This is a genomic window from Nonomuraea sp. NPDC003709 (genome assembly GCF_040610775.1).
GTDB lineage: Bacteria > Actinomycetota > Actinomycetes > Streptosporangiales > Streptosporangiaceae > Nonomuraea > Nonomuraea angiospora_A.
In genome coordinates, this window is the sequence record NZ_JBEXMW010000016.1 from 144,849 (window position 1) to 164,712 (window position 19,864).

Sequence of the window (19,864 nt, forward strand, 5' to 3'; positions counted from 1 at the left end):
ATGTGGCAGTACGGTCACTCTCAGAGTGTCAGAATGGTGCCGTTGATACCTCCTGTTGTGAAGAAGGTGGGCCGGACCGGCGCGCTCAGGGTACGAGGGCGGCCCTGAGGCGGTCCATGTGCGCCTTGGTGAGGCCGTTGGCCAGCAGGAGCCGCTCCGCGCCGCCGAGTTCGCCCAGCGCGACCAGGAACGTCCGCATCGCGCTCTCCGGCGCCTCCAGCAGCGCGGCGGGCGCGTCCCGCGACGGCGTCATGTCGAGCATCACTATGACGTCGGGCAGCGCCTTCGCGGTGAGCGCATAGTCGCGGACGATGGCCTCGTGCTCCACGCCGAGCAGGTCGAGGATCAGCGCGACGACGATGCCGGTGCGGTCCTTGCCGGCGGCGCAGTGGACGAGGGCGGGCAGGCCGTCGGCGATCTCGGCGACGACGCCGGCGAACCAGGTCGTCCGGTGCCGCAGGAGGCCGACGTACAGGTCGCCGAGGGTCAGGTCGGGCGGCAGCGCCGCGAGCTGGGCGGGCGAGGCGTCGGAGGAGCCCGCGCCGAGCAGCGCGTGCCGGACGGCGCCGCCGAGGACGGGCGCCCAGTCGCCGGGGCCCCGCTCGTTGTCGCCGCGCAGGTCGGCGATGAGCCGCAGCCCGGCCACCAGCTTCGCGTCCTCGGCCGTGAGGGTGTGCGGCTGCGCGGAGCGGTAGAGCACACCGGGGCGCAGCGCGGTCTCCGTCGCGATGTCCCGGAGGTTGAGGAGTGGCATAGGACCATTCAGGAAGGAGTTGTCTGCGGCCGTACGGCTTTTACGTGGACATCGGGTGAACCTTCCCGGGATCTTCGTGCCCGTTTGGCGGGGTCGTCGGCGAGCCTCCGCGCGATCCACGGTGTCTCCGACGTACCTTTGGCATCATGGCCACCCGTACGCCGAAAAGCGCATCGAAGGGGCCGGCGAAGCGGTCGACCTCGTCTCGCTCGACCCCCGCCAAGCGCGGGGCCTCGTCGACGGGACGTCCCCGGGCGGCCTCCGGTCGCAAGCCTTCGATGACCCACCCGGACCCGATCAGCTGGGTCTTCACGATGATCGGCAAGCTGATCGTCGGGCTGTGGATGCTGCTCGCCAACGGCATCGGCAGCACGGCTCGCGCGCTGGGCAAGAACGCCCGCGAGCTCGATCCCGCGCACCGGCGCGACGGGGTGGGCCTGACGGTGCTCGCGGGAGCGATCGTGCTGGCGGCCATGACGTGGCGCAACGCCGACGGGGCCGTCTCCGGCGTGGTGAACGCGACCGTGCACGGCGTGTTCGGCTCGCTGGCGTGGGCGCTGCCGCTGCTGTTCGGGCTGCTGGCCTGGCGCTACCTGCGCCACCCCGACCAGAACGCCGACACCGGGCGCATGGTGATCGGGTGGGCCGCGCTGATGGTCGGCGTGCTGGGCGTCATCCACGTGGCCAACGGCACCCCCTATCCGGCCGGCGAGGGCCAGGGCATGGACAAGGTGTCGCAGGCCGGGGGCATGGTCGGGTTCATCGTGTCGGCGCCGCCGATGAGCATCCTGCCGCCGTGGATCACGATCCCGCTGCTGCTGCTCCTGTCCGGGTTCGGCGTGCTGGTGATCACCGCGACCCCCGTGCACCGGATCCCGGAGCGGCTGGCCGAGCTGAAGCACATGCTCTTCGAGCGGCATGCCGAGCCCGCGCCGCGGCAGCCGGGCAAGAAGCGGGTCAGGACCTCCAAGAAGGCCGAGGAGGGCGGCGACTCGGTCAAGCCGTACGACACCCCGGTCCTGTCGGACAAGACCGACAAGCGGCCCGAGCACTCGCCCGAGATCGTGCCCGGTCTGACGGACGAGGACGAGGCGCCCGCCGCCGAGCCCGAGAAGCGGCCGGAGCCGCCCCAGCCGACGCCCGCGCCCCGCAAGGTGGAGCAGCTCGTGCTGTCGCCGCAGGCGGGCCCGTACAGCCTGCCCGACCTGCAGTTCCTCAAGCAGGGCACGGCGCCCAAGCCGCAGACCAAGGCCAACACCACCGTGGTCAACGCGCTCACCAGCGTGCTCGAGCAGTTCACCATCGACGCGCAGGTGATCGGGTTCACCCGGGGGCCGACGGTGACCCGCTACGAGATCGAGCTGGGGCCCGCGGTCAAGGTGGAGAAGGTCACGGCGCTCACGAAGAACATCGCGTACGCCGTCAAGTCCGCCGACGTCCGGATCTTGTCGCCCATCCCGGGCAAGTCGGCGATCGGGGTCGAGATCCCGAACGCCGACAAGGACCTGGTGGCCCTGGGCGACGTGCTGCGCGCGCAGGTGGCGCAGGCCGACCATCACCCGATGATCGTCGGCCTGGGCAAGGACGTCGAGGGCCGCACCATCGTCGCGAACCTCGCCAAGATGCCCCACCTGCTCATCGCGGGCGCCACCGGCGCCGGTAAGTCGGTCTGCGTCAACGGGCTGATCACCAGCATCCTGATGCGGGCCACGCCCGACGAGGTGCGGATGGTGCTGGTCGACCCGAAGCGGGTCGAGCTCAGCGTGTACGAGGGCATCCCCCACCTGATCACGCCGATCATCACCAGCCCGAAGAAGGCCGCCGAAGCCCTCGAATGGGTCGTGGGCGAGATGGACCGGCGCTACGACGACCTGGCGGCGTCGGGGTTCAGGCACGTCGACGAGTTCAACAAGGCCGTGCGGGCCGGCAAGCTGCAGCCGCCGCCCGGGAGCGAGCGGGTCTACCAGCCGTACCCGTACCTGCTGGTGATCGTGGACGAGCTGGCCGACCTCATGATGGTGGCCCCGCGCGACGTCGAGGACTCGATCGTGCGCATCACGCAGCTCGCCCGCGCGGCCGGCATCCACCTGGTGATCGCCACCCAGCGGCCCTCCGTGGACGTCGTCACCGGCCTGATCAAGGCGAACGTGCCGTCCAGACTGGCGTTCGCCGTGTCGAGCCTCACCGACTCGCGGGTCATCCTCGACCAGCCGGGCGCCGACAAGCTGGTCGGCCAGGGTGACGCGCTGTTCCTGCCGATGGGCGCGAGCAAGCCCATCCGCATCCAGAACGCGTTCGTCTCCGAGAAGGAGATCGCCGAGATCGTCACGCACTGCAAGGCGCAGATGCAGGCCGAATACCGCGAGGACGTGGCCGCCGCGCCGGTCAAGCGGGAGATCGACGAGGACATCGGCGACGACCTCGACGTGCTGATCCAGGCCGCCGAGCTGATCGTGACCACCCAGTTCGGCTCGACCTCGATGCTGCAGCGCAAGCTGCGGGTCGGGTTCGCCAAGGCGGGACGACTGATGGATCTCCTGGAGAGCCGGAACGTGGTCGGCCCGAGCGAGGGCTCCAAGGCCCGCGAGGTGCTGGTCAAACCGGACGATCTGCCGGGTTTGCTGGCCGACCTGCGTGGCGAATGACCCCAATGCGTGCCTGCCGGGTAGTAACTGATTGAATATAAATCACTACCCATTGTGGTAGCAGGTGCAGGTGCCGTGGGGGAGGCGTTCGTTGTGCAGGAGCAGAGCATCGGGGCCATGCTGGCGGCAGCCAGGCATGCTGCCGGGCTGACCGTCGAGCAGGTCAGCGCGGCCACCAGGATCCGCGAGGCGATCATCCATGGCCTGGAGCAGGATGACGGCAGCCAGTGCGGTGGCGACTTCTACACCAGGGGGCACGTCAAGGCCGTGGCCAAGGCGGTGGGGCTCGATCCGGAGGCCACCGTCCATCTCTACGACCAGCAGCACGGCGGGGCGCCCAGGCCGGTCGCGGCCTCGGCCGTGTTCCAGGCCGACAAGAAGATCAACGTTCCGGAGCGGCGGGGGCCCAACTGGACGATGGCGCTCGGGGTGGCGCTGGCGATCGTGGTCGTCTTCGGCATGATGCGGGTGCTGGGCGGCGCGAGCGACCAGGTGCGGACGGCCGACGTGCAGGTGGCCTCGGCCCGGCCCAAGGTCCCGCCGAACATGCCCGTCCAGCCGAAGCCGGCGGCGGGCAAGGCGGTCAAACGCACGGTGACCGTCGAGATCAAGGCGAAGCGGTCGTCGTACGTCCAGGCTCACGACGCGATGGGGCGCAAGCTGTTCTCGGGCACGCTGAAGGCCGGAAAGTCCGACACGTGGAGTGCGGACGACAAGGTCAGCGTGCTGCTGGCAGATGCGTCGGCCGTTACGCTGCAGGTGAACGGCAAGAAAGTGAAGCTGGACGCGGGCAGGGGGGAGATGCTGCGGCGCTCGTTCGGGCCACCCAAAACGACCGAGCGATAGCCATCTGGCGGGAGCCCGTGCATCGGGTGGTGGCCAACTCCCGATACCGTAGTGTTCACCATGTCATCCCGCCGAACCGCATCGCTGATCACTCTGGGCTGCGCGCGCAACGAGGTCGACTCCGAGGAGCTGGCCGCGCGACTTGAGGCTGCCGGTTGGCAGCTGGGCGACGACGACCCCGATGTCGTCGTCGTCAACACGTGTGGCTTCATCGACTCGGCCAAGAAGGACTCCATCGACACGCTGCTGGCCGCCGCCGACACCGGCGCAAAGGTGGTCGCAGCGGGCTGTATGGCCGAGCGCTACGGCAACGAGCTGGCCGAGGCGCTGCCCGAAGCCAGCGCGGTGATCTCCTTCGACGACTACACGGAGATCGGCGGCCGCCTCGACGACGTCCTCGCCGGGCGGCCGCTGAAGCCCCACACGCCACGTGACCGCCGCACCCTGCTACCCATCTCGCCGGTGGACCGTGCCAGCGCCCCCAAGGCCAACATCCCCGGTCACGGCGATCTGCCCGCGGGCCTGGCGCCCGCGAGCGGCCCGCGCGTGCTGCGCAAGCGCCTGGACGAGAGCCCGGTGGCCTCGCTCAAGCTGGCCTCCGGCTGCGACCGGCGCTGCACGTTCTGCGCCATCCCGGCCTTCCGCGGCTCCTACGTCTCGCGCCGGCCCGACGAGCTGCTGGCCGAGGCCGACTGGCTGGCCCACCGTGGCGTGCGCGAGCTCGTCCTGGTCAGCGAGAACTCCACGTCCTACGGCAAGGATCTCGGCGACCTCCGGGCGCTGGAGAAGCTGCTGCCCGACCTGGCGGCCGTCGAGGGCGTCTCCCGGGTGCGGGTCAGCTACCTGCAGCCCGCCGAGTTGCGTCCTGGGCTCATCGACGTGCTCACGGGCACCGAGGGCGTCGCCCCCTACTTCGACCTGTCCTTCCAGCACGCGAGCGGCACGGTGCTGCGCAGGATGCGCCGCTTCGGCGACCCTGAGCGCTTCCTGGGGCTGCTCGAGACCATCCGCGAGCGCGCTCCCGAGGCGGGCGTGCGCTCCAACTTCATCGTGGGCTTCCCCGGCGAGACCGAGGAGGAGTTCGGCGAGCTGGTGGGCTTCCTGGAGGCGGCCAGGCTCGACGTGATCGGCGTGTTCGGCTACTCCGACGAGGACGGCACGGAGGCCGCCGATCTGCCGGGCAAGCTCGACCAGGAGGTCATCGACGAGCGCGTGCGCGTGCTCACCGAGCTGGCCGAGGAGTTGACCGCCCAGCGCGCGGAGGAGCGCATAGGCACCGAGGTCGACGTGCTGATCGACGACGACCTGGGCGACGGGGGCTACGAAGGCCGGGCCGCCCACCAGGGGCCCGAAGTAGACGGCTCCGTCACGGTTCAGGGGATCGGCCTCGTCAGGGGGCAGATCGTGCGCGCGGTCGTGGTCGACTCCGAGGGGGTCGACCTGATCGCGCGTATCAAGGCAAGTCCATGAAAAGGGACGAGCGCCGCGTCGTAAGCCCGTGGAACATCGCCAACGTCCTCACGGTTCTCCGGTTGGTGCTCGTCCCCTTCTTCGTCGTCTGCCTGTTCCTGCCGGGGACGGGCTGGCGGGTGGCCGCGCTGGCGGTCTTCGCGGTGGCCTCGATCACCGACCACCTGGACGGTGAGCTGGCCAGGCGGTACGGCCTGATCACCGACTTCGGCAAGATCGCCGACCCGATAGCGGACAAGGCGCTCACCGGCGCGGCGCTGGTGAGCCTGTCCATACTCAACGAGCTGCCCTGGTGGGTCACGATCCCGATCCTCAGCAGGGAGCTCGGCATCACGGCCCTCAGGTTCCTGCTGCTGCGGCGCGCGGTCATCCCGGCCAGCTACGGCGGCAAGGTCAAGACCGTGCTGCAGATCGCCGCGATCGTGCTCTACCTCCTGCCGGGGGTGCCGGGGCCCGTCCGGTGGGTGGTCATGGGGGCGGCGCTGGTGGTCACCGTGGCCACCGGGGCCGACTACGTCATCAGGGCAGTGCGGCTGCGCAAGGTCGCGAAGCAGGTGCGCGGGGAGTGATCGATGGCCGACGTGGCCGAGGTTCTGACGATGCTGGTGGGCCGGTCCGCCACGGTGGCGGTGGCCGAGTCGCTGACCGGCGGGCTCATCGGGGCCGCCATCACGTCGGTCTCGGGGTCGTCGAAGGCGTTCAGGGGCGGAGTGATCTCGTACGCCACCGACCTCAAGCAGGAGCTGCTAGGGGTGCCGGGGGAGTTGCTGCGGCGCGAGGGGGCCGTACATCCTGAGGTGGCCGCGGCCATGGCGGCGGGGGTCGCGCGGCTCTGCGGGGCCACGTACGGGCTGGCCGTGACGGGTGTGGCCGGGCCGGAGCCGCAGGACGGCAAGCCCGTCGGCACCGTGTACGCGGCCGTCTGCGGGCCGGGCGGCAGAATTTGGGGGCGTGAATTGAGACTTGGCGGGTCGCGCGAACGTATCAGGGTAGAGACGGTGGACGAGGCAGTCGATCTACTGTCAGGTGTGCTGAAGGCGAACATAGGGGAACATTCCGGGTGATTACCGTGTTACGTCCCGAGCGAACATGCGAAGCACGGTCTGACGCGGTGTCGGTGGATACGGGTACGGTGGAGCTGTGAGTGAGGTCCGTGAGCCAACTGCAAGCACCGAGCGCCCGGCAGGCGGGCCTGAAACGTCGCGAGCGGCGGTCCAGGGGCGGCCACGCCCCATGATGACGGCGAGGAGTATGTACGAAGCTAAGAAGACCACAGTGCGGCACGATCCGATCGCGCGGGGCGTGGTGAAGTCATCCGCGCCGGGGAGGGAGCGACAGATGATTCTGCTGCGTCAGCTGCTCGGCGACGTGCTGAGGCGGTTGAGGGTGCGGCAGGGACGCACGCTACGCGAGGTGTCCACCCAGGCACGTGTCTCGCTCGGCTACTTGTCCGAGGTCGAGCGCGGCCAGAAGGAAGCCTCGTCGGAGCTGCTGGCGTCCATTTGCGGCGCACTCGAAGTGCCCCTTTCGCAGGTGCTGCGTGAGGTTTCCGACCAGTTCGCGCTGGCGGAGCTCCAGGCTGCCCCTGTGCTGGCCGACGTGCCCGATCGCGAACGGCTGCCCCTTACGGAGACGGTCCCCGGGTCTATTTCCGACTCCGTGTTCCCCGAAGTCAAGGACATGGTGGCTGCCTAACCCAGCTGGCAGCCAGCACACCACAGGATCAGCCGTTCCTGTGGCTGCGCCCCCATCTCCCCACGGCTGATGCGGGTGCCGCATCGGCGACAGGGCCTCCCTGCCCTGCCGTAGACCCACGTCTGGTTCGCCGGGCGGCGATCACCTGTGGTCACCGTGCCCGCATGCCCCTTGTTCGCGTCCAGCAAGCGCTGGGCCAGTGACACGAGCCCGTTGAGATCCTCGATCTCCCCGACCTTCTTCCACGGCCAGACACCGCGCAGGAACAGGGTCTCGGCGCGATAGATCGTGCCGATCCCAGCCAGGTTGCGCTGATCGAGCAGCGCCTCCCCGATGGTCCTGTCGGGCGCCCCTCGCAGCCTTCGCACGGCCTCATCCGGGTCCCAGTCCGGGCCGAGCAGATCCGGCCCCAGATGGCCGACCAGCCGTGCCTCCTCGCCTGTCCTGACGAGATCCACCATTCCCAGCCTGACCCCCACCGCCTGCCACCGCTCGTTGGCCAGGATCAGCCTGACCTGGTCGCCCGGCGCGGTCCGGCGTCCGGCCGCCATGACCTGCCAGCTCCCGTCCATGCGCAGATGGGTGTGCACGGTCAGGTCGCCTTCGACGCGGGTGAGCAGGTGCTTGCCCCTGGAGACCGTGGTGATGACCGTACGGCCGGTCAGGTCGGCCGTGGCGTGCCTGGGGACGCGGAAGTCCGACCTGGTGAGCACCTGACCGTCCAGCGCGCCGCGCAGCTTCGCGGCCGTGCGGTAGACGGCGTCTCCTTCGGGCATCCCTCCAGTCTAGGAACGCGCACCCGCCTCGTGCGCGGCCACCCAGCCGTCCACCAGCGCGCACAACTGATCCAGCGCCTCCTCCGTACGCTCGCGCTCGCCGGTCGTGAGGAAGTCGATCTGCAGCCCCGAGTACGCCGAGTTGACCAGCGTGGAGATCCGCAACGCCGCCGCCTCCGGGACGCCCCGATCGCGCAGCAGGCCCGCCACGAACTCCGACCGGTCCGCCAGCAGCCGGGGCACGTGCCCCATGAGCCGGCCACCGGCCGCCAGCCCCTCGATCTCGCGGATCAGGCGGGCGACCGGCAGATTCTCCTCCCGTGCCTGCCAGTCCCAGGTGCGGCGGATGATCGTGCCCACGCTGTCGGCGCCCGACCAGCCCGGCAGCGCGCGCAGCCATGCGCGGTGCCGCTCGTCCAGGCGCTCCATGGTGGCCGAGAGCAGCGCCTCCTTGTCGGCGAAGTGGTGGGTCAGCACACGGGTGGACTTGCCCAGGTGCTCGGCGAGCGGGCGCATCGACAGGGTCGAGAGGCCATGTCCGGCCAGGTAATCGACGATCTGGTCGAGCAGTTCGGCCCGGCGGTGCGGGTCGGCGGTCCTGGCCATCGGCGAAATCCCTTTGCGGTCATTGGGGTTACGACTGTTACCTTATATGGGAAACGACTGTTACCCTTATCGAGGGGATACCCATGCCCGCGTGGCTGCTCGCCCTGGTCTTCACCATGTTCACCTTCGCCACCGACGACTACGTGATCGCGGGCGTGCTGCCCGAGGTCTCCGCCGATCTCGGGGTCAGCGTGGCGGCGGGCGGGCAGCTCGTCACCGCCTTCTCGCTGGCGTTCGCGCTGGGGGCGCCCGTGGCCTCCGTGGTGAGCGCCACCTGGTCGCGGCGGGGGCTGTTCACCTGGGCCTTGGCACTGTTCACCGCGGCGAACTGGGCGGCCGCGTTCACGACCTCCTACGCCGTCCTCATGGGGCTGCGCGTGCTGGCGGCGCTGGCCGCGGCTGCCGTCGTGCCCGCCGTGTACGCCCTCGCGACCTCGCTGGCCCCCGAAGAGCGCCGGGGACGTTACCTGGCTCTGGTGATGGGCGGGATGACCGGCTCGCTCATGCTCGGCGTGCCCGTCGGCACGTGGGTGGGCGGCGCGTTCGGCTGGCAGGCCACGTTCGGGCTCGGCGGCCTGCTGGGGCTCGTCGCGCTGGTCGCGATCAGGGCGACGCTGCCCGAGTCACCCCCGGCGGCCGCCATGCCGGTCAGGGAGCGGCTGGCGCCGCTGGCCCGGCCGCAGGTGCTGCTCGGCCTGCTCGGGGTCGTGGGGATCGTGCTGGGCAGCATGATGCTGATGACCTATCTCGCGCCGTTCCTGCGGGACCTGGCCGGGGCCGGGCCGGCGGAGCTGGGGTGGGTGTTCGCGCTGGCCGGGCTCGCCGGGCTGGCGGGCGGACAGCTCGGCGGGTGGGCCGCCGACCGGTGGGGCGCCGACCGGGCGCTGATCGTGGGCATCGCCGGGTTCACGGCGGTGATGGGCCTGTTCGCCGTCTGCTGGGCGCTGCGGCCGCTGCCGCTGCCCGCGCTCCTGCCGCTGCTGCTGGTGTGGGCGGCCGTGTCGTGGTGGATCCCGCCGCCCGCGCAGACCCGGCTGCTCGCCCTGGCCGGCCCGGCCGGGCCGCAGGCGCTGGCGCTCAACAGCAGCGCCGTCTACGTCGGGGTCTCGGGCGGGGGCGCGGTGGGCGGGCTCGTTCTGGAGAGCCACGGAAGTGGCCGGCTGCCCTTGGCCGCGGCCGCCGTCGAGCTGGCCGCCCTCGCGCTCTTCTGGGCGGCCGGCAGGGCACGCCCCCCGGCTACCGTCGAGGATCGCGCGGCGCCGCAGGGTGAGGCGGGCGGTTGATGATCGAGAACGGCTGCGTCGGGGCGGTGGGGGGATCATAATGACGGCGAGGAGTAGGCCTGGCGGAAGGCTGATCGCGGCATGCCGGAGATCACAGGTTTACGCGGGGGCGACCCCGCCGAGATCGGCGGATATCGGCTGACCGGCCGCCTGGGCTCCAGCGTGTACGCCGCACGCTCCCGCTCCGGGGAACCCGTGGCCGTCAGGCTGCTGCCGGCCGAGATGGAGCCCGAGCCCTTCCTCCTCGCCATGGAGCGTCAGCAGGCCGTCTCCGCGGTCACCACCGCGCAGATCCTGGCCACCGGCATGCTGGGCGAGCAGGCGTACGTCGTCAGCGAGTACGTCGAAGGGCCCGCGCTCGAAGAGGCCGGAGGCTTCCTCGGCGAGGTGGGGCTCCACCGGCTCGCCGTCGGGACCATCACGGCGCTGGTCGCGATCCATCAGGCAGGGCTCGTGCACGGCGACATCCGGCCCGGCAACGTGCTGCTCGGCCCGGACGGGCCACGGGTGATCAACGCCGGGCTCGAGCAGGCGATGGCGGAGGCGGCCATCTCCACCCGCAAGGTCGCCGTGCCCGCGTACACCGCGCCCGAGAGACTGCGGGGCGCGGGGGCCGAGCCGCCCGCGGACGTGTTCTCCTGGGCGGCCACCATGGTGTTCGCCGCGACCGGGTCGGCTCCGTTCGACGGCGGCTCCATGGCCGCGACGGTCGATCGGATCGTCCGCGACGCGCCCACGCTGCCCGGCAACCTGGGTGAGCTGCACGGCCTGATCGTGGCGTGCCTGGACAAGGATCCGGCGGGGCGGCCCAGCGCCAGCGCGGTGTTGTTACGGCTGGTGGGCCAGACGATGTTCCTGACCGGGCAGGCGGAGCCGCCCGCCCCGCAGCCACCGCCGCCCGACCGGCCGAGGCGTGGGGGAAGAGGACCGGCCGCACTGGCCGCGGCGTTCGCGGCCGGGGCGCTGGTCTCAGGAGCCGGGGTGTACGTGCTGGTCGACGAACCGGCACCGGTCAGGCAGGCGGCCGCGACCACCAGTGCCACGCCGAGCACCACGCCCACGGTCACCTCCTCGCTGAACCGGGTGCCGGTGGAGAAGGTGGAGGCGAAGGCCGCCACGGACACCAAGCTCCCGGCGGTCGGCGCGACCCTGCACGAGAATCCCAAGGACCCCGTCAGGCTGACGGCCTACCTGGAGGTCGCCGGCAAGTTCACCAGCTACGTCAGGGACAGGTCGGGCGCCTTCAAGGCCGTCGGCCTGGCCGAGGAGCCGATGGTCTCGCCCGACGGCGACTGGGTCGCGCTCAACCCGTGGCTGAAGTTCCAGAACGCGGAGATGGACCAGGTGAAGTTCACCAGGCTGTCCACCGGCGAGAGCTTCACCGTCGCCACGGTCAAGAAGCCCTTGCGGACCATGATCCCGGCCTGGTCGCGCGACGGGCGCAGGCTGCTGCTCTCGGTCGTCGACGACGGCAAGCCGCAGCGGATCGTGGGCTTCGTGCTGGTCGACGTGGCCGCCAGGAAGGCCGTGCACGTCGAGACGGCCTTCACCGACAACGCCTCGCTCAACTTCACCTTCACCCCCGACGGCAGGATCGCCAAGGCCTACTTCGACGGCAGGACCAACGGGATCGACTTCTACAGCGACTCAGGTGAGGTGACCAGGTCGATGCACTGGGTGGGCCTGCCGCGTGACCGCGACTGGTACTCGCCGTCGGGCAAGCAGTTCGTCACCGTCTGCCCGGGCGGTCGCAAGGACCTGTGCGTCTGGAACGCCGCGACCGGCGTCAGGCTGAAAACGGTGCCCCGCGCCACCTCGGAGGGCAACCTGCTCGGCTGGTTCAGCGAGTCGCACCTGCTGGTGCAGGAGCCGGGCAAGAAGAAGGGCACGGCCCAGGTCAAGGTCATCGATCTGGTCGGTGCCACCGTCCGCGTGCTCGCCGACGTGCTCCCGCTCAAAGCCTCCATGCAGTTCGCCGCCGCGCCGCGATGACGAGAACGCTGAGCGCCGGTGACCCCGCCCAGGTGGGCGGGTACCGCATCGTGGGCCGGCTCGGCGAGGGCGGCCAGGGGGTGGTCTACCTCGGTGAGGCGCCCGGCGGAAGACGGGTCGCGGTCAAGATGCTGGGGGCCGGGCTGGACGACCCCGACGCGCGGACGCGCTTCCAGCAGGAGATCGGGTACGCGCGCCGGGTCAAGGCGTTCTGCACCGCCCAGGTGCTGGCCAGCGGCGATCTGAACGGCAGCCCGTACGTGGTGAGCGAGTTCGTCGACGGGCCCTCGCTGGCGGAGATGATCCGCGAACGCGGCGCGCTGCGCGGAGCGGAGCTGCGCAGGCTCGCCATCGGCACGCTGACCGCGCTGTCGGCCATCCACCAGGCGGGCGTGGTGCACAGGGACTTCAAGCCCGGCAACGTGCTGCTCAGCAGGGACGGGCCGCGGGTGATCGACTTCGGCATCTCCAGGGCGCTGGAGGAGTCGGAACTGGCGGGGGAGCACCTGGTGGGGACGCCGCCGTACATGGCTCCCGAGCAGTTCGGCGGGCGGGCGGCGGGGCCGGCGGCCGACATGTTCGCCTGGGCCTCGACCATGGTGGCCGCCGCGACGGGCACCCCGCCGTTCGGGGCGGGCGACGTGCCCGCGCTGATCAACCGGATCCTGTACGCCGAGCCCGACCTGGGCGGTCTCGACGAGGAGCTGCGGGACCTGGTGGCGCGGTGCCTGGTCAAGGCTCCGGAGGCCCGCCCCACCGCGGCCCGGGCGCTGCTCGGCCTGCTCGGCCACCACGTGCCGGAGCAGCGGCTCCTGGCCGAAGGGCAGCAGTCGGCGGCACCGCCTCCCGGCCGGGCGCCGGGCCGCCGGTGGTGGCTCGTCGCGGGGGCCGTGACCGCCGCCGTGGCCGTTACGGCGGCCGTGCTGCTCACCCGGCCCGCCCCGCCGCCTGTCGGCACGGGCACCCCCACGCTGATCGCCGCGCCCCTGCCCGCCCCGCGCGAGGGCCGGATGGAGCTCACCTCGACGGCGAAGGTGAAGATCCCCGACACCAAGATCACTCTGTACGAGAACCCGGCCGACCCGATCTGGGTCTCGTCGTACCACGACCAGCGCGACGGCAGCGGCTACCCGTCCTACGTGCGGGACCCGTCGAACGGGACCTTCGGCTACTTCGGGGGCTTCGAGGAGCCGATCGTCTCGCCCGGCGGCGGCTACGTGGCCTCGCTCTCGGCCACCCGCTTCCGCACACCGGACTTCGAGTCCGTCCGGATACGCGACCGCGTCACCGGCCGGGACCGGCAGATCCGTACCGTCGACAAACCCGCCACGCTGTTCCGCCCGAACTGGTCGGCCGACGGGCGCCGGTGGCTGGCCACCGTCATCGAGGATCAGGAACAGGACCGCGTGGTGGGCTTCGCGGTCGTGGACGCGGTCGCGGGCACCGTCAAAATCACCAAGGTCGCCGGCGGGAACGACGTCAGGTTCGGGTGGGGCGCGGACGGCAAGAGCGTGCTGTACGAGATGCCCGGCGGGGCCGTGCGGGTGCTGGATCTCGAAGGCAGGGCGTTGCGGACGTTCATGGGGGTGGGCGAGCTCTACGAAGGCGGCGTGGCCCGCACCACGCTCGGGTCAATCTTCTCCACTAAATGCCCCGATATTTCGGCAAATGTCTGTTTCTGGGATGCGGAGAGCGGCGCCAAAAAGGGCGTGGCCCGACTGCCGAAGGGCGGCGCCTACCACGGGTGGCTCGACGACGCCCACTTCCTGGCCACCACGCCCATCGGCAAGAACACCGACGTGGTCCTCGCGGATGCCACCGGCCGCACCGTGCGCAAGCTGGCTGCCGGGCCCAAGACCGAGATCGCCCGGGTGGTGCTCTGGTTCACCCGGAAGTGATCAGTCCCAGGCGGCCGGGTCGGCGGCGAGCTGGCGGACCCGCTCGGGCAACGCCCCGGAGGCGACCTGGTCGAGTGTGACCTCCTCCAGGATGGAACGCTCGGTGGCACGCAACGCGATCCACACCTGCTGCAACGACTCGGCGGGCCCCCGGTAGCCGACATGCTCGGGCCGCTCGCCACGCACGTTGGCCAGCGGGCCGTCCACGGCCCTGATCACATCGGCCAGCGAGATGTCGGTGGCGGGCCTGGCCAGCACGTAGCCACCCTCGGGCCCACGCTGCCCGCGCACGAGCCCGGCACGCCGCATCTGCAACAGGATGTTCTCCAGGTATTTGGGCGGCATGTCCTGTTCCTTGGCGAGTTCGCCCACGGTAGTCGGCCCTGCACCGGCTGCGGCGAGTTCGGCGGCGGCACGGAGGGCGTAGTCGACACGAGCGGAAAGGCGCATGTTCTCGATTATCCCCCCTGGTCAACATGGTTGGTGCGCTCGTGTGCTGGTTGTGGGGGTGCAGGTTGCGCTTGACCTGCATGCGGACAACGGCCAGCGTCTCAGGGAATCTCAGGACATGGTGCCTCCCGTGGCCGACGAAGCCCCGGCCGGACGGCTCGGGGGACGTCGTCGCCTGCGGACGCTTCCAGGTTCGGGAGGAGATCTGGGATGCTCTGCGGCGTGACTGACTCAGAGCACGCCTCCAAGCCCGCAGACGCGCCCGGCCCCTTGGACTTTGACCCACTGCGTGTTGGCACCAACGCCTTGTACGCGGGTGCCGGGCTGGCCGTGCTGGTCTTCATCGCCTTCTTGGGGCGGCCGCCGTGGCTGTGGATCGCGGCGGCCTTCGGCATCGCGTTGATCGGGGTGGGCTTGCGCATCGAAGCCGCGATTCGGGCTCGGTCGAAACGCTGACGGGAACAGCGGTTCGCGCCGGGGAGAGGCAGAATCGGGTCATGGTGCGGCAGGAGATCGACTGGAGCAGGCTCAAGGTCACGAGCCGGCAGCAGATCGCGGAGTTACGCGTTGCGCGGGCCCATGAGCGGGAGATGCGCGAGGTGCGCAAATGGCAGCGGCTTTACCGGAATGTGCGCACGGCCTCGATCTTGATCCTCTTGACGGCGTGGGCTGTGGTGGCGGTTCTGCGTGGGGTCGGTGTACTCCCGCCGCTGCTTCCGTAGTGGGCCGCGGGCACCCGATCCGAATGCGCGCGATGGTGAGAGCGCTAAACTTCCAACAACCTTTTCGATAACAGCGGTTCTCATGAGACGGCGGAATTCAGCGTGGAGCGACGCCCTGGTGTGCCCAGACTGCTCAGGGAGATCAACGACCGGGCCGCGCTGGACCTGTTGCTCGCCACAGGCCCCATGACCCGTGGCCAGATCGGCGATCTGACCGGCCTGTCCAAGGTCACGGCCTCGCAGACGCTGGCCAGGCTGGAGGAGCGCGGCCTGGTCGAGGTGGTCGGCGCCCAGGCCGGCGGGCGGGGGCCCAACGCGGCGCTCTACTCGGTGATCCCCTCCAGCGCGTACGTGGCCGGTCTCGAGGTCGGGCCCGAGCTGATCTCCACCGCGGTGGCCGACATCCACGGCCACACGATCGCCGAGGTCACGGTCGACCCCGGCGGCCACGACGACCCCGTCTCGGTGGTCCACGGCGCGATCGTCAAGGCCTGCCGCAGCGCCAAGATCAGCCTCTCCAAGCTGCGCGGCGTCGTGATCGGCACCCCCGGCGTGGTCGATCCGCGCAGCGGCGACGTGCGCTTCTCGTTCGACCTGCCGGGCTGGCACGAGGGCATCCACGAGGCCCTGGCCGGCGACCTGCGGCGCGCGGTCACCATCGAGAACGACGTCAACCTCGCCGCCATCGCCGAGCGGGCCGACGGGGCGGCCAAGGGGCTCGACGACTTCGTCCTGCTGTGGTCCAGCCGCGGCCTGGGCCTGGCGATCATGCTCGGCGGCAAGCTCCACCGGGGCCGCTCCGGCAGCGCGGGCGAGATCGGCTACCTGCCGGTGCCCGGCGTGCCACTGCCCGAGGACATCCGCACCGAGCCCGGGCGGCTGCCCTCGCTGGCCGGCGGCCTGCAGTCGCTGGTCAGCGCCGAGGCGGTGGCGGAGCTGGCCCAGACGTACGGGTTCGCGGCCGGCAGCGCAGGCGAGTGCGTCAAGGTCGCGATGGCGGCGGGCGCCCAGGGCGAGCCGCTGCTCGACGAGATCGCCAACCGGCTCGCCCTGGGCGTCGCCGCCGTGTGCGTGATCCTCGACCCCGGGCTGGTCGTGCTGGCCGGGGAGATCGGCCACGCCGGCGGACCCGCGCTCACGTCCCGGGTGGAGGAGGCGGTGGCCAGGATCTGCCCGGTGCGCCCCCAGGTCGTCACCACGAAGATCACCGACCCCAACCCGGTGCTGCGCGGCGCCGTGCTGGCCGCCCTCGACCAGGCCCGCGAGGAGCTGCTGGCGCATTAGACCGTGAGCGGCTCGACCAGGCCCGCGAGGAGCTGCTGGCGCCTTAGGCCGTGGGCGGCTCGACCGGGCCCGCGAGGAGCTAGGCCGTGAGCAGTTCGATCGCGGCCTGGGCGTTGGCCCGGGCGGCCCCGTACGTGGCGATGTAGGCGGCGCTGTCGGGGCGCCACACGGGCAGCCCCATCTCGATCACCGTCGCGTCCGGACGGGCCGCCACCAGCGCGGAGACCAGTTCCTGGCTCGCCTGGTGGCGGTGCGCGTCCTTGACCACCACGACCAGGGACCGGTTCACGGCCTTGGCCAGCAGGCCAGGGACGTCGGCGGCCGCGGGCTTGACCCGGACGATCTCCGCGTCCGGCAGCCACGGGCCGACGCCCCACGGCACGTCGCCCACGGCGATCGTCGGCGGGGTGTCCACCTCGATCACCAGGGGCTCGACCAGGGGCTCCGTCGCTCCGGTCAGCCGCACGGCGCGGCGCGCGGCGTGCAGGCCGACCACGTTCTGCTCGGCGGCGACGGGGGCGGGCGCCCCGAACCAGGCCCGCAGCGCCGCCACCCGCGCCGCCGCCTCCTCCAGCCGGGAGAGCGGCAGCCGCCCCTCGCGCACCGCGGAGACGATCTCCGCGATGATGGCCTGGACGTCGTCGTAGGTCGGCAGCGGCCCGAGGCACAGCAGGTCGGCCCCGGCGGCGAGCGTCAGCACCGCGCCGCCGGCCAGGCCCACGCTCCTGGTGATCGCCCGCATGTCGAGCGCGTCGGTGATGACCACGCCGTCGTAGCCGAGCTCGCCCCTGAGGAGCCCGGTGAGCGCGGCGCTGGACAGCGTGGCGGGCGTCTCGCCCGTCACCGCGGGCACCGCGACGTGCGCGGTCATCACCGACCTGGCCCCCGCGCCGACCGCCGCGCGGAACGGGGCCAGCTCCCGCTCCCGCAGCACGTCCAGGTCCACGTCCACGACGGGGATCGCCAGGTGGGAGTCCACCCGGGTGGCGCCGTGGCCGGGGAAGTGCTTGACGCAGGCGGCCACGTTCACCGACTGCAGGCCCTCCACGGCCGCCACCGTGTGCCTGGCGACCAGCTCCGGGTCGGGCCCGAAGGACCTGGTGCCGATCACCGGGTTGTCGGCCTCGGTGTTGACGTCGGCGCTGGGCGCCATGTCCAGGTTGATGCCGCAGGCGGCCAGCTCCGAGCCGATCGCGCGGTAGACCCGGCGGGTCAGCTCGACGTCGTCCACCGCGCCCAGCGCCGCGTTCCCCGGGTACGGGCTGCCGACGTGGTACGCCAGCCGCGTCACGTCGCCGCCCTCCTCGTCCAGCGAGATGACGGGCTCACCGGCGCCCCGTAGCGCGGACGTCAGGTCGCTCACCTGGCCGGGATCGGCCACGTTGAAGCCGAAGAGCGTGACGCCGCCCAGGCCCTGCTCCAGCTCGCGCAGCACCCATTCGGGCGCCACGGTGCCCTGGAAGGCGACGAGCAGCGTGCCGGCCGCGAGACGGCGCAGCCCCCGATCACTCTGACTCATAGCTCCTCATCGGATTTCAGGCCCAAAGATGGGCAGGGTCGAATAAGGCATTCGCCCTGCGGATGTCAGCCCTTCACGGCCCCGGCGACCAGGCCGGAGACCATGCGGCGTTGTACGAGAAGGAAGAAGATGACGACCGGGATGGTCATCATCGTGGAGCTGGCCATGATGGCGCCCCAGTCGGTGCCCTTCTGTCCGAAGAAGTACTGCAGGGCCACCGGCATCGTGTACTTGGTCGGGTCGTTGATCAGGTACAGCGCCATGATCAGCTCGTTCCACGCGGTGATGAACGAGAAGATGCTGGTCGCGACCAGACCCGGGGCCACCAGCGGGAAGAGCACCTTCCAGAAGGTGGTGAACCGACTCGCGCCGTCGATCCAGGCCGCCTCCTCCAGCGACTTGGGCACGGCGGCCACGAACGTGCGCAGCATCCAGATCCCGAACGGCAGCGTCAGCGCGACCTGCGTCACGATCAGACCGAGCAACTGGTCATAGAGGCCCAGCCGCTTGACGCCGAGGAACAGCGGGATGAGCAGCGCCTCGGCCGGGATCATCTGCGCGACGAGCAGCAGGCTCAGGAACGCTGTGCGCCCCTTGAACCGGAACCGGGCCACCGCGGTGGCCGACAGCAGCGCGAAGACCGCGCCGATCAGGACCGTCCCGAGCGCGACGATGGCGCTGTTGCGCATGTAGAGCCAGATCGAGTGCCCGGCCACGCCGTCGGTGAGCACCCGCGTGACGTGCTCGAAGGTGAAGTGCGTGGGGAACGGGATGAATTCGGTGGTGAAGATCTGGTCGTTCGCCTTGAAGCCGGTGGAGACCATCCAGTAGACGGGGAAGACGGCGACCAGGAAGACCAGCACGCCTGCCGCGTTGAGCGTGGCCTTGCCCAGACGTCTGCGGGCCTGCGGGCTCTTCACAGCTCCTCCTGCTTGAACATCTGGCGGATGTAGGCCGCGGTGACGATGAGCAGGATCACGGTCAGGACCACCGCGATGGCCGCGCCCGATCCCATCTTCGGCGGGGCCTTGAACGCCTCGGTCACCGCGTACATCGACAGGTTGTAGGCCTCCCGGTTGGTGGTGCCGGCCAGCACATACAGCTGGGAGAAGACCTTGAAGTCCCAGATGATCGAGAGCACGGTCAGCACCGCGAACACCGGCTTGAGCAGCGGGAAGGTGATCTTCCTGAACGTGCGCCAGGCGCCGGAGCCGTCCACCTTGGCCGCCTCGTACAGCTCGGCCGGGATGCCCTTGAGGCCGGCCAGCACCGAGACCGCGATGAACGGGAAGCCCGCCCAGACGACGCAGACGATCAGCGCCATGTAGATGGACCAGGCGTCGTTGAGCCACGGCTGACCGGTCCAGTCGGCCCGTCCGAACAGGGCTTTGGAGAGCCCGTCGGGCAGCAGGTTGAGCGCCCAGTTGACGATGCCGGCCTCGGCGTCGAAGAGCGAGCGCCAGATCATGCCCTGCGCCACCGGCGGGACCGCCCAGGCGAACATGATGCCGATGATGACGAACAGCGACATCTTCTTGCCGAGCCGGTGCAGCAGGACGCCGACGGCGGTGCCGAGGATCAGCGTCAGCGGCACCGCGATCACCGCGAACACCAGGGTGTTGCGCAGCGAGGACCAGAAGATGTCGTTCTCGAAGACCTTGGTGAAGTTCTCGAGCCCGACCCAGGTGGCCGGCTTCTTGCCCGAGATCTGGACGAGTCCCACCTTCTGGAAGGAGATGATCACCATCTGGATCAGCGGCCACAGCAGCAGCGCGCCGATGACCAGCAGTCCCGGGATCAGCAGGACGTAGGGGATCGACCAGGCGGGCAGCCCGCTGGCCCGCGGTGGCCGGTGTGAGCGGCGCCGCCCCGGGGTGGAGGCACTGCCTCCGCCCCGGGGGGCGAGCGTTGACGTGTTCGTCAC

Annotated in this window: 19 protein-coding genes; 12 read left to right on the forward strand and 7 right to left on the reverse strand. The window is 70.7% G+C overall.

The window, feature by feature from the left end; genetic code table 11:
• Nucleotides 1–85: 85 nt before the first annotated feature.
• A complete protein-coding gene (locus ABZX61_RS39785; protein ID WP_355201657.1) occupies nt 86–754 on the reverse strand; it encodes a tyrosine-protein phosphatase in 669 nt (222 codons plus the stop codon).
• 146 nt (nt 755–900) lie between these two features.
• On the opposite strand from ABZX61_RS39785, the gene ABZX61_RS39790 reads away from it, so the two are divergent.
• The 6 genes from ABZX61_RS39790 (at nt 901) to ABZX61_RS39815 (ending at nt 7,410) form a co-directional block, all read left to right on the forward strand.
• Complete coding sequence (locus ABZX61_RS39790) at nt 901–3,399, forward strand: DNA translocase FtsK 4TM domain-containing protein (protein WP_350724735.1); 2,499 nt, start codon at nt 901–903, stop codon at nt 3,397–3,399.
• 75 nt (nt 3,400–3,474) lie between these two features.
• Nucleotides 3,475–4,245 carry a RodZ domain-containing protein gene (locus ABZX61_RS39795; RefSeq protein WP_355201661.1) on the forward strand — a complete coding sequence of 257 codons (771 nt, stop codon included), beginning with the start codon at nt 3,475–3,477 and terminating at the stop codon, nt 4,243–4,245.
• Between the two features lie 60 nt (nt 4,246–4,305).
• A complete protein-coding gene (rimO, locus tag ABZX61_RS39800; RefSeq protein ID WP_350724739.1) occupies nt 4,306–5,715 on the forward strand; it encodes a 30S ribosomal protein S12 methylthiotransferase RimO in 1,410 nt (469 codons plus the stop codon).
• Nucleotides 5,712–6,284, forward strand: a complete 573-nt coding sequence (pgsA, locus tag ABZX61_RS39805) for a CDP-diacylglycerol--glycerol-3-phosphate 3-phosphatidyltransferase (RefSeq protein WP_355201663.1) — start codon at nt 5,712–5,714, stop codon at nt 6,282–6,284. Before rimO ends, pgsA begins: the two co-directional genes overlap by 4 nt.
• Before the next feature lie 3 nt (nt 6,285–6,287).
• Nucleotides 6,288–6,779, forward strand: coding sequence for a nicotinamide-nucleotide amidohydrolase family protein (locus ABZX61_RS39810; RefSeq protein ID WP_355201665.1), 492 nt, complete (start codon nt 6,288–6,290; stop codon nt 6,777–6,779).
• 274 nt (nt 6,780–7,053) lie between these two features.
• Nucleotides 7,054–7,410, forward strand: coding sequence for a helix-turn-helix transcriptional regulator (locus ABZX61_RS39815; protein WP_185071833.1), 357 nt, complete (start codon nt 7,054–7,056; stop codon nt 7,408–7,410).
• Here ABZX61_RS39815 and ABZX61_RS39820 read toward each other — a convergent pair.
• Complete coding sequence (locus ABZX61_RS39820) at nt 7,407–8,186, reverse strand: DNA-formamidopyrimidine glycosylase family protein (protein WP_350724744.1); 780 nt, start codon at nt 8,184–8,186, stop codon at nt 7,407–7,409. The two genes, ABZX61_RS39815 and ABZX61_RS39820, sit on opposite strands and share 4 nt — an antisense overlap.
• Before the next feature lie 9 nt (nt 8,187–8,195).
• Nucleotides 8,196–8,792 carry a TetR/AcrR family transcriptional regulator gene (locus tag ABZX61_RS39825; RefSeq protein ID WP_355201667.1) on the reverse strand — a complete coding sequence of 199 codons (597 nt, stop codon included), beginning with the start codon at nt 8,790–8,792 and terminating at the stop codon, nt 8,196–8,198.
• A gap of 83 nt (nt 8,793–8,875) precedes the next feature.
• On the opposite strand from ABZX61_RS39825, the gene ABZX61_RS39830 reads away from it, so the two are divergent.
• The 3 genes from ABZX61_RS39830 (at nt 8,876) to ABZX61_RS39840 (ending at nt 13,965) form a co-directional block, all read left to right on the forward strand.
• Nucleotides 8,876–10,075, forward strand: a complete 1,200-nt coding sequence (locus tag ABZX61_RS39830) for an MFS transporter (RefSeq protein WP_355201669.1) — start codon at nt 8,876–8,878, stop codon at nt 10,073–10,075.
• Between the two features lie 81 nt (nt 10,076–10,156).
• Nucleotides 10,157–12,067 (forward strand): protein kinase, encoded by a 1,911-nt coding sequence (locus ABZX61_RS39835; RefSeq protein WP_355201671.1) that lies wholly within the window; start codon nt 10,157–10,159, stop codon nt 12,065–12,067.
• Complete coding sequence (locus tag ABZX61_RS39840; RefSeq protein ID WP_355201673.1) at nt 12,064–13,965, forward strand: serine/threonine-protein kinase; 1,902 nt, start codon at nt 12,064–12,066, stop codon at nt 13,963–13,965. The genes ABZX61_RS39835 and ABZX61_RS39840 overlap by 4 nt, the downstream gene beginning before the upstream one ends.
• Here the strand turns inward: ABZX61_RS39840 and ABZX61_RS39845 are convergent, their stop codons facing one another.
• Complete coding sequence (locus ABZX61_RS39845; RefSeq protein WP_185071836.1) at nt 13,966–14,415, reverse strand: Rrf2 family transcriptional regulator; 450 nt, start codon at nt 14,413–14,415, stop codon at nt 13,966–13,968.
• Between the two features lie 222 nt (nt 14,416–14,637).
• Between ABZX61_RS39845 and ABZX61_RS39850 the strand changes: the two genes are divergently transcribed.
• The 3 genes from ABZX61_RS39850 (at nt 14,638) to ABZX61_RS39860 (ending at nt 16,421) form a co-directional block, all read left to right on the forward strand.
• Nucleotides 14,638–14,871, forward strand: a complete 234-nt coding sequence (locus ABZX61_RS39850; RefSeq protein WP_355201675.1) for a hypothetical protein — start codon at nt 14,638–14,640, stop codon at nt 14,869–14,871.
• A gap of 41 nt (nt 14,872–14,912) precedes the next feature.
• On the forward strand, nt 14,913–15,137 hold the full coding sequence (locus tag ABZX61_RS39855) for a hypothetical protein (protein ID WP_350724756.1): 225 nt from the start codon (nt 14,913–14,915) through the stop codon (nt 15,135–15,137).
• Between the two features lie 102 nt (nt 15,138–15,239).
• Nucleotides 15,240–16,421 carry an ROK family transcriptional regulator gene (locus tag ABZX61_RS39860; RefSeq protein ID WP_355201677.1) on the forward strand — a complete coding sequence of 394 codons (1,182 nt, stop codon included), beginning with the start codon at nt 15,240–15,242 and terminating at the stop codon, nt 16,419–16,421.
• A 79-nt stretch (nt 16,422–16,500) separates the two neighbouring features.
• On the opposite strand, the gene ABZX61_RS39865 is transcribed toward ABZX61_RS39860, so the two are convergent.
• From ABZX61_RS39865 to ABZX61_RS39875, 3 genes are all read right to left on the reverse strand, one after another.
• Nucleotides 16,501–17,940, reverse strand: coding sequence for a glycoside hydrolase family 3 protein (locus ABZX61_RS39865; RefSeq protein ID WP_355201679.1), 1,440 nt, complete (start codon nt 17,938–17,940; stop codon nt 16,501–16,503).
• Between the two features lie 65 nt (nt 17,941–18,005).
• Entirely contained in the window at nt 18,006–18,860 is an 855-nt protein-coding gene (locus tag ABZX61_RS39870; protein ID WP_350724762.1) for a carbohydrate ABC transporter permease, read from the reverse strand.
• Nucleotides 18,857–19,864, reverse strand: a complete 1,008-nt coding sequence (locus tag ABZX61_RS39875; protein ID WP_355201680.1) for a sugar ABC transporter permease — start codon at nt 19,862–19,864, stop codon at nt 18,857–18,859. Before ABZX61_RS39875 ends, ABZX61_RS39870 begins: the two co-directional genes overlap by 4 nt.

What these genes read in the sequence shown, in the direction of transcription:
- ABZX61_RS39785 (WP_355201657.1), bottom strand. Translation starts at nt 754, where the DNA reads ATGCCACTCCTCAACCTCCGGGACATCGCGACGGAGACCGCGCTGCGC.
- ABZX61_RS39790 (WP_350724735.1), top strand. Translation starts at nt 901, where the DNA reads ATGGCCACCCGTACGCCGAAAAGCGCATCGAAGGGGCCGGCGAAGCGG.
- rimO (WP_350724739.1), top strand. Translation starts at nt 4,306, where the DNA reads ATGTCATCCCGCCGAACCGCATCGCTGATCACTCTGGGCTGCGCGCGC.
- pgsA (WP_355201663.1), top strand. Translation starts at nt 5,712, where the DNA reads ATGAAAAGGGACGAGCGCCGCGTCGTAAGCCCGTGGAACATCGCCAAC.
- ABZX61_RS39810 (WP_355201665.1), top strand. Translation starts at nt 6,288, where the DNA reads ATGGCCGACGTGGCCGAGGTTCTGACGATGCTGGTGGGCCGGTCCGCC.
- ABZX61_RS39815 (WP_185071833.1), top strand. Translation starts at nt 7,054, where the DNA reads ATGATTCTGCTGCGTCAGCTGCTCGGCGACGTGCTGAGGCGGTTGAGG.
- ABZX61_RS39820 (WP_350724744.1), bottom strand. Translation starts at nt 8,186, where the DNA reads ATGCCCGAAGGAGACGCCGTCTACCGCACGGCCGCGAAGCTGCGCGGC.
- ABZX61_RS39825 (WP_355201667.1), bottom strand. Translation starts at nt 8,792, where the DNA reads ATGGCCAGGACCGCCGACCCGCACCGCCGGGCCGAACTGCTCGACCAG.
- ABZX61_RS39830 (WP_355201669.1), top strand. Translation starts at nt 8,876, where the DNA reads ATGCCCGCGTGGCTGCTCGCCCTGGTCTTCACCATGTTCACCTTCGCC.
- ABZX61_RS39835 (WP_355201671.1), top strand. Translation starts at nt 10,157, where the DNA reads ATGCCGGAGATCACAGGTTTACGCGGGGGCGACCCCGCCGAGATCGGC.
- ABZX61_RS39840 (WP_355201673.1), top strand. Translation starts at nt 12,064, where the DNA reads ATGACGAGAACGCTGAGCGCCGGTGACCCCGCCCAGGTGGGCGGGTAC.
- ABZX61_RS39845 (WP_185071836.1), bottom strand. Translation starts at nt 14,415, where the DNA reads ATGCGCCTTTCCGCTCGTGTCGACTACGCCCTCCGTGCCGCCGCCGAA.
- ABZX61_RS39855 (WP_350724756.1), top strand. Translation starts at nt 14,913, where the DNA reads ATGGTGCGGCAGGAGATCGACTGGAGCAGGCTCAAGGTCACGAGCCGG.
- ABZX61_RS39865 (WP_355201679.1), bottom strand. Translation starts at nt 17,940, where the DNA reads ATGAGTCAGAGTGATCGGGGGCTGCGCCGTCTCGCGGCCGGCACGCTG.